The 12144-nt window shown below is 32.6% G+C and carries 16 protein-coding genes; 3 read left to right on the forward strand and 13 right to left on the reverse strand.

Features of this window, described 5'->3' with window-relative positions:
• Positions 1–103 precede the first annotated feature (103 nt).
• Positions 104–463: a HesB/IscA family protein gene (locus tag NST35_RS09245; RefSeq protein WP_002446034.1), complete on the reverse strand. Its 360-nt coding sequence runs from the start codon at positions 461–463 to the stop codon at positions 104–106.
• 29 nt (positions 464–492) lie between these two features.
• The gene (locus NST35_RS09250; protein ID WP_001831896.1) at positions 493–738 is read right to left on the reverse strand and encodes a YuzB family protein; all 246 of its coding nucleotides are present in this window, start codon (positions 736–738) and stop codon (positions 493–495) included.
• 286 nt (positions 739–1024) lie between these two features.
• Between NST35_RS09250 and NST35_RS09255 the strand changes: the two genes are divergently transcribed.
• The gene (locus tag NST35_RS09255; RefSeq protein WP_002501085.1) at positions 1025–2089 is read left to right on the forward strand and encodes an NAD(P)/FAD-dependent oxidoreductase; all 1065 of its coding nucleotides are present in this window, start codon (positions 1025–1027) and stop codon (positions 2087–2089) included.
• Between the two features lie 193 nt (positions 2090–2282).
• Here the strand turns inward: NST35_RS09255 and NST35_RS09260 are convergent, their stop codons facing one another.
• Complete coding sequence (locus NST35_RS09260) at positions 2283–2603, reverse strand: YuzD family protein (RefSeq protein WP_002446032.1); 321 nt, start codon at positions 2601–2603, stop codon at positions 2283–2285.
• A gap of 99 nt (positions 2604–2702) precedes the next feature.
• On the opposite strand from NST35_RS09260, the gene NST35_RS09265 reads away from it, so the two are divergent.
• The gene (locus NST35_RS09265; RefSeq protein ID WP_001831958.1) at positions 2703–2945 is read left to right on the forward strand and encodes a NifU family protein; all 243 of its coding nucleotides are present in this window, start codon (positions 2703–2705) and stop codon (positions 2943–2945) included.
• Positions 2946–3241: 296 nt separating this feature from the next.
• Here NST35_RS09265 and dltD read toward each other — a convergent pair whose 3' ends face one another.
• The 8 genes from dltD to NST35_RS09305 form a co-directional block, all read right to left on the reverse strand.
• Entirely contained in the window at positions 3242–4480 is a 1239-nt protein-coding gene (dltD, locus tag NST35_RS09270) for a D-alanyl-lipoteichoic acid biosynthesis protein DltD (RefSeq protein ID WP_002457200.1), read from the reverse strand.
• Positions 4477–4713: a D-alanine--poly(phosphoribitol) ligase subunit 2 gene (gene dltC / locus NST35_RS09275; RefSeq protein WP_001831996.1), complete on the reverse strand. Its 237-nt coding sequence runs from the start codon at positions 4711–4713 to the stop codon at positions 4477–4479. The genes dltD and dltC overlap by 4 nt, the downstream gene beginning before the upstream one ends.
• 17 nt (positions 4714–4730) lie before the next feature.
• A complete protein-coding gene (gene dltB / locus NST35_RS09280; RefSeq protein WP_002501086.1) occupies positions 4731–5945 on the reverse strand; it encodes a D-alanyl-lipoteichoic acid biosynthesis protein DltB in 1215 nt (404 codons plus the stop codon).
• Entirely contained in the window at positions 5942–7399 is a 1458-nt protein-coding gene (gene dltA, locus NST35_RS09285) for a D-alanine--poly(phosphoribitol) ligase subunit DltA (protein WP_002457201.1), read from the reverse strand. The genes dltB and dltA overlap by 4 nt, the downstream gene beginning before the upstream one ends.
• Positions 7400–7414: 15 nt before the next feature.
• Positions 7415–7561 (reverse strand): teichoic acid D-Ala incorporation-associated protein DltX, encoded by a 147-nt coding sequence (locus NST35_RS09290; RefSeq protein WP_001831913.1) that lies wholly within the window; start codon positions 7559–7561, stop codon positions 7415–7417.
• Between the two features lie 404 nt (positions 7562–7965).
• A complete protein-coding gene (locus tag NST35_RS09295; protein WP_002457202.1) occupies positions 7966–8937 on the reverse strand; it encodes a 2-hydroxyacid dehydrogenase in 972 nt (323 codons plus the stop codon).
• A gap of 41 nt (positions 8938–8978) precedes the next feature.
• Positions 8979–9758 (reverse strand): TIGR01457 family HAD-type hydrolase, encoded by a 780-nt coding sequence (locus NST35_RS09300; RefSeq protein WP_002457203.1) that lies wholly within the window; start codon positions 9756–9758, stop codon positions 8979–8981.
• Positions 9758–10192, reverse strand: coding sequence for a DUF86 domain-containing protein (locus tag NST35_RS09305; RefSeq protein ID WP_002457204.1), 435 nt, complete (start codon positions 10190–10192; stop codon positions 9758–9760). The genes NST35_RS09300 and NST35_RS09305 overlap by 1 nt, the downstream gene beginning before the upstream one ends.
• Before the next feature lie 118 nt (positions 10193–10310).
• Here NST35_RS09305 and NST35_RS09310 point away from each other — a divergent pair, with 118 nt between their 5' ends.
• The gene (locus NST35_RS09310) at positions 10311–10577 is read left to right on the forward strand and encodes a DUF3055 domain-containing protein (RefSeq protein ID WP_002439025.1); all 267 of its coding nucleotides are present in this window, start codon (positions 10311–10313) and stop codon (positions 10575–10577) included.
• Between the two features lie 59 nt (positions 10578–10636).
• Here NST35_RS09310 and NST35_RS09315 read toward each other — a convergent pair whose 3' ends face one another.
• Both NST35_RS09315 and lipA read right to left on the reverse strand, forming a co-directional pair.
• Positions 10637–11026 (reverse strand): YutD family protein, encoded by a 390-nt coding sequence (locus tag NST35_RS09315; RefSeq protein ID WP_001831895.1) that lies wholly within the window; start codon positions 11024–11026, stop codon positions 10637–10639.
• A gap of 186 nt (positions 11027–11212) precedes the next feature.
• Positions 11213–12127, reverse strand: a complete 915-nt coding sequence (gene lipA, locus NST35_RS09320; protein WP_001831979.1) for a lipoyl synthase — start codon at positions 12125–12127, stop codon at positions 11213–11215.
• Positions 12128–12144: the final 17 nt, after the last annotated feature.

Raw genomic sequence — 12144 nt, forward strand, 5'->3', positions numbered from 1 at the left:
CTTTTAATCTAGTTTTAATTTTATAGCTTTTACCCTATATTTTCAAGCTACAATAGGGATAGTTTGTGAAAAGTTTAATTTAATTTCGGATGGCAATATGAAGTTAACATTGCTCTGGATTTCCAGCGACTTTAGCTGTTTTAAATGAACTTCCACAACCACATGAGGCAATAGCATTAGGATTGTCTATTTGAAATCCTCCACCCATAAGTGACTGTTTAAAATCAATTGTTGTTCCATTTAATACTGGAGCATCATTTTGGTCTACTAGAACTTTCAAACCATAATATTCGAGAATTTCATCATTTTCACCAGGTTCTGCTTCGGCTGACATACCATAGGTTAATCCTGTGCATCCTCCACCATTTACTTTAATTTTTAAATAACCATCAGACATGTCGTTATTTTTTAACATGTCTTTAACTTCAAATGCTGCCGCTTCAGTTAAAATGACTGTTGGCATATAAAAAACCTCCCATAATTTTTTAATCTCTATAGCAAATTCGTTATATCATTATCTTCGATATGTTGATATATGTTTTTTAATAAATCGTCTGGTGTGTTACCTTCAACAATATCACCATCTACAAGGGCATACAAGCTACTTGCGCATAGACCACAATTTTGTAGACAACCGTATTCAAGGACATCTATATTAGGATCATTTTCTAATTTTTCAAATACAACATCACTGCCTTTGGCCATATTTGAAATACAGAACTCCACTAATGGAAACATAAGTCACCTTCTTATCTTTATTAGTTTAAACATTATAACAAAGTATTCAATGTCCTGACTATCAGTCGGTATGACGATTTTAATTTTGTTTATCTTTTTAAATTTTATAATAATTAAATTGCATTCTACATTTATTTGTAGTCATTTTGAAAAATAGATATAATAGTCATGCATACAAGTATTTTATTATAACTATCAGGGACTAGGAATCATCTTCATTTAGAGTATTCTAGTAATTTTTGAAAAGGGTTTCAATAAAACAATTTTAACAAAGGGGTATAAATCAATGAAAAACTTAGTATTACTAGGCGGGGGCTATGGTAATATGCGAATTATGTCGCGCATTTTACCTCATTCAATTCCTGAGGGATATCACTTAACTTTAATCGACCGCATGCCATTCCACGGTTTAAAACCAGAATTTTATGCACTTGCAGCAGGAACTAAATCTGACAAAGAGGTGCGAATCCAATTTCCAGATAGCAGTAAAATTAATACGGTTTATGGGGAAATCAATGATATAGATTTGGACGAACAAATGATAACAGTTGGAAATTCAAAAATAGATTATGACGAACTTATCATTGGTCTAGGGTGTGAGGATAAATATCATAATGTCCCTGGTGCTGAAGCATATACTCATAGCATTCAAACATTATCTAAATCGCGTGATACGTACCATAGAATTAGCGAATTACCTAAAGGGGCGCGTGTAGGTATCGTTGGAGCAGGTTTAAGTGGCATTGAATTAGCGAGCGAACTACGTGAAAGTCGATCAGACTTGGAAATTTTATTATATGATAGAGGGCCTCGAATTTTAAGGAATTTTCCTGAGAAACTAAGTAAATACATATCCAATTGGTTTTCTAAACACAATGTTACTGTAGTACCCAATTCAGTCATCGACAAAGTTGAACCTGGAAAAATTTATAATAATGGTAAACCAGAGAATATTGATTTAGTCGTTTGGACAGCAGGCATACAACCTGTTGAAATTGTGCGTAATCTTCCTATCGATATGAGTACCACTGGACGCGTGATTATTAATCAGTACCATCAAGTCCCAACCTATAGAAATGTCTATGTCGTAGGTGACTGTGCTAATTTACCACATGCACCCAGCGCTCAACTAGCAGAACTACAGGGTGAACAGATTGCTGATGTGTTGAAGAAACAATGGAATAACGAACCACTTCCAGATAAAATGCCTGAAATTAAAGTACAAGGCTTTTTAGGCTCTTTAGGTGACAAACAAGGTTTTGCTTATATCATGGATCGAACAGTTACCGGACGACTGGCTTCTATTTTAAAATCAGGTGTTCTGTGGCGCTATAAATATCATAATGGTTAATAAACAAAGAACCTAGGACACTTACATTTTCCTAGGTTCTTTATTATTAATCACAAACAATGACAGAATTGAAAAGTTATTCTTCTCAATAAAAGATGTAGCCCGAAAATGAAGAATTTCACCGGAAAATAACACAGACAATGTCAATTGAGGCACATGGTTAGTATAAATATTGTCCCCCCTTCTTTTAATCTTACGTGGTAAAATATGATTCAATAAAACGGGTTATTTGTTTATATTGTATGTAACCATCTGCTACATATTCATCATTCATCGTAACTAATGGGTAAAACAACTCATCTTCATTAATTCTTTCTATAAATTGCATATCATGATCAGTTAAATTTTCAGTATCATTTCGTATGTCAATATATGTAAATTCAAAATGATGTTGAGGAAACTTTCTTAAAAGTAATGCTTGAAGCCATTGATAAGTATCTATAGAAGTAGGTGCATTTACACAACTCGCACAAACGACTTCTGCTCCATATACGACAACACTAATTTTAGTCATTAAAATCCCCTATCTTATTTTATAGATTTTTACTACTTTATCTATTATAATGTAATAATAATGATTATGAAATAATTGCTCTGAAAGGAGACATGTCACATGCCTACTGAGAATCCAACAATGTTTGATCAAGTAGCAGAAGTTATAGAACGTTTGCGTCCATTTTTATTACGAGATGGTGGCGATTGTACGCTTGTAGATGTTGAAGATGGTATAGTTAAGCTACAATTACATGGCGCTTGCGGAACATGTCCTAGTTCTACAATAACCTTAAAAGCTGGCATCGAGCGTGCGCTTCATGAAGAAGTTCCAGGTGTAATAGAAGTAGAACAAGTATTCTAATATATCCCTATATAATTATTTATAAACCTAGGACTCATAGTAACGTCCTAGGTTTTTTTAATTTGATAGAAATTAATAAATGAAATCATAGCGCACTAATATTAACCCTATGATGCTATATAAACAATAAAATGCTTAGGATACAAAACATTGTTCCTAAGCATTTTATATACTGGCTATCAAAGATGGAAATGAAAAATACTTTACATCGAGGTGTTTCCCTTATAAATCTCGTTACACGGGATGAACAACGAATTCTGTACCTAGTTCACCTAATTTTATTTCGGTTAATAATATTATTTGTTGCCTTGATGTTGATCATCTTGACGACCTTTGTGATGTTTGTACGGTGGTTTATTTTTAGAATAATCGACTTCATGATTTTTAGGTGCATGACCATCCATATGTCTTGCGATTTGCTGGTCGACGTAAACCCAACCTTTCCATCCAATATGAACAGCATCACTAATTACGTACTTTTCATAGTCCTTGTTTGTCAAATCATAAATTTTTCCACCATTATCAACTACTGTTGAATGAATCTTTTTATATACAGCTTCACGTCTATCTTTTTTGATACCTATATGATCATACCATCTTCCATTTGAAGGTATACTAACATATTGTACATCAGCTCCAGCAGCATGTAGCGTTTGCACTAATAGTTTTAAATCTTGGAACTCAGGTGAGTTAATGTTGAACTCATAATCCCTTTTGATTTTACGCTTGTTTTGTTTTATCAATTTCCAATATGGATCTCTTATATCATATTTATTAGATTGAGTATTTGCTTTGCCTATATCGACAGCTTTATGTTTCATTTCATCCCATGAAGCATCTTCTCTTGTTGCCGGTTTTACTTCTGCTAGAGGTGGCTTAGTGAATGAGAATAAGGATTTAATAGCTTCAATCTTAGTTAATTGATTTTCTTTAAATGAAGAAATGTAGTTTCCAGAGACATCATCAGGGCGTTTTGCTTGTTCTCTAAGGTATGACTTATTGTGTGCATGCGGAAACTGTAACAATCTTTGTGCATACCGTTTCTTCAAATTAGCTGGCATATCTTTTTGATTAAACATCTGATTGATTTGACTTTGTGACATACGAGCATCAAAGTTTTGATTTGTTAATCCATGATTCGTAAACCATTGTGGAGAAATAATAAATGTAAATTTCTTTCCTTTTAAATTGTCGTATTGCGCTGCAAGTTCAACTGCATTAATTAAATCTGTCGAACCTCCCGCACCAATAAGGAACGTTTCTTTACTAGCATTTTGTTTATTTAGCGCTATACCTGGATTAAAAGGATCATCCTTTTCCAGTTCACTGGAACCATAAATCGGGTAATACTTATTTGACTCGAATAATTTATTTTGAATGAGCGTGCCTTTTAAAACTTGATCAGTTAAAGAAATTCTATTATCAGCTAACGTCTTATTTGTCACAAGACCAGTAAACCAACTTGCTGGTAAAAATAAAAATATAATAAATATGACGCCACTGATTATAATGGGTAAGAATGGTTTCAGTTTCATCGTAACTCTTCTAAAGCTTCTACAATTTTATTAGGAGTTGCCCACTCATCTCTATCAAAGTCCATAATTGACACTTCAATATCCAATTTATTTTGAATTTCTAAAAGTAAACCTACAGTTTGAAATGAATCAATAATACCTTCTTCAAAGATTTCTACATCTGGGTTTTCCTTCACAATGTTATTTTCAGCTACTTCTGCTAATAAATCTAATACTTGTTCTCTAAATTCCATAATTAATTACTCCTTTATTAAATAAATTTACCTGAGAAAATTAAGAATCCGAAAGTTACAAAATGGAAGGTAATGATAATACTTATAGCTGTAGTGAAACCATTTTGCCAACGTGGTGGATGCTTTTTACGCCAACGCTCATAATAACCATAACCTATGAATAACGCTGCGTGGTATAATCCATATACAATGTAATATACTTCTAGACCATGCCATACTCCCATTATGAAAAAGTTTAAAAAGAACGCTACATTTGACATTGCAAATTGACTTTTTAATAACTTCTTACGTGACATGTAGAATAAAGATCTCATATAGATACAATCTCTAAACCAGAAAGATAAAGTCATATGCCATCTATTCCAGAAATCTTTAATATTTTTGGCTTTAAACGGTTGTTTAAAGTTAGGCGGCGTCTTAATACCATATAAATAACTCACTGCAATCGCGAATAAACTGTATCCTGCAAAATCAAAGAATAAATATAAGCTATAAGCGTACATATATAGCCACATATGAGTAAACCCATGTAGGTTAAGTTGTAAAGGATTAACAGCGTATGTCTGAATCAAATACGCAATAATATATTTATATAAGAACCCTAACATAATCATATGAATTGCTTTGATAACAAGCTCTCTGTACTCTGCACCACTAGGTACTTTCTTATCATCTTTCACAAAACGTTTATATCTATCAATAGGTCCAGATGAAATGGTTGGGAAGAAAGAAATGAATTGTATCAATTTCCCTACTTTGATTTCTTTAATAGAACCATCACGAATCTCCATAATTAATTGAACACTTTTGAAAGTGACGTATGAGATACCTAAAAATCCTACAAATTCAATTAATTTACTTTCATGGAAGTGAATTTGATGTCCACCTAACCATGAACTCTGTAATATTTTAACAATTGCTAGAGGGAGAATAGACAACACCATAATTGTTACAAATTTTGTAAATGTATTCTTCCTTTGTCGTGATTGATAGTAGTACATAATGAGGGCAACCTGCCATATGACATAAATAATAAAACAAAAAAGTTGTGCACTTAGATATTTTTGCCCTAATAGATTATGTTTATCTGATGCAAATATAATGACAATCATGATTGCTGTACTTATACCATTGTAAATATAACTTCGCTTACCTAAGAATCCAAGTATTATCACAGGTATAAGAACGATAAATGCAATTAAGAAAAATGTAAATGTGCCATAAGGTATCATCCGTTTACAACCTCGGCAATTTTCTTACGATCTAATTTACCATTTAATGTGAGTGGTAGTCGTTCCATCCATTCGAACTTTCTAGGAATCATATATTCTGGTAAGCGTGATTTAAGTTCGTGTTTAATTTGAGTTGTCATTGCTAAATTATCTTCTACAGATTCAGTAGGTACTACTGCTCCTATTAAATGTACGACCTTTCCATTTTTATAAACCGGCACAACAACAGCCTCTCTTACATGTTTTGACTGGCGTAATTGTGTTTCAATTTCCTCTAGTTCCATACGATAACCATTTAGTTTAATTTGGAAATCAATACGTCCTTGAATAAACCACAATCCATCTTCAATTTTAGCTTTATCCCCAGTATGATATGTTCTGACACCGTCTTCAAAATTAAATACTGCGGCTGTCTTTTCTTCATTCTTTAAATAACCTAAACTGACGCTTTGCCCCTCAATGACAAGTTCTCCTTCTTCAGTAGCAAATAATCTTGTACCAGGTCTAGCCACACCAACTGGTAAAGGATTATATTGATTTAAAATTTCTTCTGTGATTTGTATACTTGTGACTGCAACAGTAGCTTCAGTTGGTCCATATGTGTTATAAATCATTGAATTCGGAAATCTTTCGACTAAGGCTTTAGCTGTTTTATGCGGTAAGATTTCCCCACAGAAAAAGAATTGCTTTAAGCTATTATATTGTTGTTCATTTAAATTAGGTAATAATAAACACATTTCTATAAAAGAAGGCGTAGAAACCCAAACATTCATCGGTGTTTGAACTAACATTTCGTTCAATAGTTTAGGTTTTTTGATCATATCTTTATCAACAAGATTTAAGGTACCACCTGATGTTAAACAAGGATAGATTGCCATTACTGATAAATCAAACGAAAATGGCGCTTGATTTAACCATTCTTTACCAGTACCAGTTTTATTTAAAGATACCATCCATTCTGCGAATTCATTTAAACTTGCATATTCAATTTGTACACCTTTAGGTTCTCCCGTAGACCCTGAAGTAAAAATTGTATATACTACATCGTTTTGCTTCATTTGACTATCAAAGACAATTGGATATTGTGAATCCTGAATATCGCTAACCTTAAGCACTTGTGCATTTGTCTGTTCCAAAGTCTCATCTGAAGTATTGAAAATGATTTCCGGTTGTACTTTATCAATAATCATATTGACACGTTCTTTTGGAACAGAAGTATCGATAGGAACATAACCGCAACCGGATTTAATCGCTCCAATCATACCAACAATCATGTAAGGTGACATGTGACCATATAAAATCATTGGTTTTTTACTATCTTGTAATAGATGTGCTAACTTACTTGATTCTTCATCAAGTTGCTTATATGTTAGCTCATCATTTGTATGTCTAACCGCAACTGCTTCAGGTTGTTCCTGAACAAAGTGGTTTAGAATATTAATTAAGTCTGCCATAACTACTCTCCCTCATTAGAATTCATTATAAATGAAGTTGTTTTGTGTATCACCACTACCATAAATTAAATACAGCGCTATAAAAATAGCTAAATATAACAAAGTGATTAAGTAAGGCTTCATTTTATCAAAATATTTGTTAGAAGGCTCTTTTCCTTTCATTTTTAAATAGCACCTCTCAAACTCTAACTATTATTAATCGTAAATCTTCTCAATGTTCTTATATTAAATCATGTACTATGAACCTTAATCATTACTAATAGACATCAAGCAATACAATATACATTTTATAATTTAATTTTACAATTCATTATATCTATGTTTCAAATATAATTCAATTCAAATTTTATGTCTTCATTAAAATTGTATTGAGAATTTTACATATTCAAATCATATGTCAACGACTCAATTAGAAATGGTTATCTCTTTTTAAGAACAACATTATTTTAATTCTAAAGCCATGATTAGACAATTACAGTGGATATAACAAAATTGTTAGTTTTATCAAATAAAAAAATTCACGTTATCACATTCAATTGATGGAATATGACTAACGTGAATAAATTTTAAATGTGTAAAGGGGTTACAGGGGTTAGTGGTGCATCATTATTTAATACTGCTTTAATATTATCTATACAAAGTTGTACCATTCGATTTCTAGTGACTTGAGATGAACTTCCTATGTGAGGTAACACCACAGCGTTAGGTAATTTCAGTATTGGATGGTCAGGTTGAATAGGTTCTTGACGCATAACATCTAAACCACAGGCTTGTATCTCATGATTTTTTAATGCTTCTAAAAGTGCTTCCTCATCTACAATTGCACCTCTTCCAATATTAATGAAGACAGCATCATTTTTCATTTTATTAAAAGCTCGATTATCAAATTGATTCTCAGTTTCCTTTGTTAAAGGTGCTGTGCAAATAATAAAATCACTTTGTTCAAGTAAAGAGCTAAATGTTACATATGTAGCATTTAACTCTCTTTCAGCAATTAAATCACGTTTGCGGTTGTGATATATTATCCGTGCATCAAACCCTTGTAAGCGACGTGCAAACGCTTTTCCTATATCACCCATTCCAAAAATACCAACAGTTGCACCGTATACATCTTTTCCTGATAATAAGTATGGTCCCCAACTTTTCCACTTACCCTCTTGAATATATGAAGTCGCTTCTATGATTCTACGGGCTACAGTAAGCATCAATGTAAACCCTAGTTCGGCAGTTGTCTCTGTCAGTACGTGAGGTGTATTAGTAACAACTACACCATGTTTCTTTGCTAATGTAATATCAATATTATCAAAACCTACAGCCATATTAGCAATCACTTTAAGTTGTTGTGCCCTGAGAAATACTTCTTCATCAATATGCTCACTCAATGTGATCACACATGCTGTTGCATCTTCAACGTTAGCAAGAAATGACTCTCTAGACATGGGCGTTAAATCGTGTTCCCACATGACAACTTGTCCTATTTTTTTAAGTTGTTCAACGTAGTGTTGTGGAATTTGACGTGTAACGAGTATTTTATTCATATGCACACCTCTAATAATTTCAAAACAGATAGATGATAATTTTATTTTTCTAATTCTGCAATAGCTACATTTAAATCTTTAAATGAATACGTAGGCGGTATTTCTTTAGATTGAATATCTTCATACGTACTCACACCAGTTTGAACATGTATCGTATCAATACCCACGTTAATACCTGACATAATGTCTGTGTCATATAAATCTCCAACCATTGCAACTTCTGATTTTTCTAATCCAAGTATATCTAAAGACTTAGACATTATAATTGGTTCAGGTTTACCTATAAACTCTGGCTGAATGCCGGTAGAGACACTGACCACACTCGTAATAGCACCATTACCAGGTAAAAAACCTCTCTCTTTAGGTATGGATACATCTGGATTGGTAGATATAAATTTAGCTCCATTACGTACAGCTAATGTTGCAATTGATAATTTTTCATATGTGACCTTTTCGTCTAAACCAATAACTACATAATCAACATGTTCATCGTTTTTTATTGAAAGCCCTGCATCAGTTAATGCAGTTTTAAGTCCATGGCCACCAATCATATATACAGTTGCATTGGGATGCTGTTCAGAGATATAATCCGCTGTTGCCAATGCTGACGTTACAACTTCATCTGGTTTAGCATCAATATGCATCTCACGTAATTTCTCAGTAACTTGAACAGGTGTCTTTGTAGAATTATTAGTTACATATAAATGAGAGATACGATTATTATTTAAATAATCTATAAATTGTGCGGCACCGTCAATTTCCTCTGTGCCTTTATACATTGTCCCATCTAAATCGATTAAGTATGCCTGATAATGTTTCACTAGTTATTCTCTCCTTTTCCAAATGCGGTAATTGGTACATTTTCATTTTCTAAAAATTGTCCTACTTCTTGAATAAATTGCTTATAGTATGGTAGTGCATCATCAAATAACGGCTCAATTTTATTCATATTTAAATCGATATAGTGATGTGCAAACTGTTTTCTAACATCAATAGTTCGATTGATATGTGATTGTGTTTCTTTTGAAATAACATTTTCCAATTCTAAAATATCTATTACATCTTTATAATTACCAGGATCTCTTAAAATAAACCCATCTATAATCATATTGCCAATATCTACAGAAGATTCAATTAACATTTGGGCAATTCGTTCAAAAGCATATGGATTCCTTTTATTATCATTGTAATCTTCAGTGAGCTTTTGTAAGTAAGTGATTTTCTGAGTTAGTTTATCTTTATCTACGAAATACATTCGCTTGTCACCTCTTCATACATCTAATAAGTTAATCATACCATAGTTTTGCAGTCATCATCATTTGTCGTTATACTTAAATATAATAGTTTTCGCAATGTAAAGGAGCGTCAGAGATATGATAGATATGTATTTATATGATGATGAAGAACAAAGCCAAGTACAGTTCGTCGGCTTTGTTGGTGAGCATAGTCGCTACGACTTAATGCTTGTACAAACAGATAGACACTACGGTAAAACTTTAGTTTTAAATATGCAGACTAATCAATTTGGCATTATAGGTTCAGATGATATAGAAGAAGAAGGTTACATTTCTCATATATTAGGAGTATCAAAGGAAGAAGCGGATGAAATTATTGAATATTTAAATGAGGTTATTCAATAGAAGCGTTATGTTATAAAAGTCCACTTAAATTGAGATGACGCTCTCAACTTAGTGGACTTCTATTGATCTATAGCTTGGGTATGTTTTTCTGTGTCTTGAATAGTAGGTTGAATCTTAACATCATGTAATTTATCAATGATATCTTCTTTATCATCTATTTCTTCAATAAATTCATTTGGTGACAATCGTCTGACTACAAAATAAGGACAACCAAAATTACAATATTCTAGTATATAATCTTGTATACTTGAAAATCGTTTACTTATTTCTGCCTTTTTATTACTATCTTTATAAAATCCTTTTAAGCGTAATTGATCGTAACCATAGTCACCTACGACATAATCATATTTGTCTAATATATCCGAATACCTAGCTGAAAATATTTCCTCATCAAAACATTCTCTATATTCTTCTATCAATTCAAAATATTGTTGGTCGACTTTAATCATATTTTCACCTTACAAAAAAATGAAATAGAGGCACTAAGTATCAAAAATACCATAAATCACTTACCGATATCTTCAATACACACATTTATCAAAATATAATGAAATTTTATGTATCACATAAATTATAGATACTCGATAAGCGAGGCACTTATGCCTCTATTTTTAATAGTTTTTAAAAATTATTACTTAATTGAGTTGTTCTTCACCTTGGCGTTGTTTCTCTTTAGCTGCTTCATTCACTTGCTCATCAGCATGATATGAGCTTCTTACTAAAGGTCCTGCTTGACAATGTTTAAATCCTTTTTCCATTGCAATCTTTCTCATTTTACCAAATTCTAATGGCGTATAATATTTCTCAACTTTCAAATGTTTTCGAGACGGTTGTAAATATTGACCTATAGTTAAGATATCAACATCATTAGCGCGTAAATCATCCATCGTTTCATAAATTTCTTCCATCGTTTCACCTAACCCAACCATCAAACTTGATTTTGTTGGAATATCAGGTTGTAATTCTTTAGAACGACGTAAAAATTGTAAAGTTCTATCGTAAGTTGCTCGAGCTCGAACTCTTGGTGTTAAGCGACGAACCGTTTCAATGTTGTGATTAAGAATGTCTGGTCTAGAAGCCATTAATGTTTCAAGGGCTTCATAATCGCCACCCATGTCAGATGGTAAAATTTCTATTGTTGTAAATGGATTTCTTTCTCTTACTTTGCGTACTGTTTCTGCATACACATTTGAACCTTGATCTCTTAAATCATCACGTGCAACAGCAGTAATTACAACATGTTTTAAATTCATTAATTCTACTGATTCTGCAACTCGTTCTGGTTCATTTAAATCTAATTCATTAGGCAAACCCGTTTTTACTGCGCAGAATCGACATGCTCTTGTACATACTGCCCCTAAAATCATAAATGTAGCTGTACGACGCGCACCCCAACATTCGTGAATATTCGGACATTTAGCTTCTTCACACACTGTGTGTAAATTCTTCTCACGCATCATTTTCTTAAGACCAGTATAATTATCGTTTGTGTTAAGCTTAATCTTTAACCAATCCGGTTTACGTAAAATTTCTTCATTTCTAGTCGCCATAACAACGCATACCCTCC

This window comes from Staphylococcus sp. FSL W8-0304, from assembly GCF_038006565.1.
GTDB lineage: Bacteria > Bacillota > Bacilli > Staphylococcales > Staphylococcaceae > Staphylococcus > Staphylococcus epidermidis.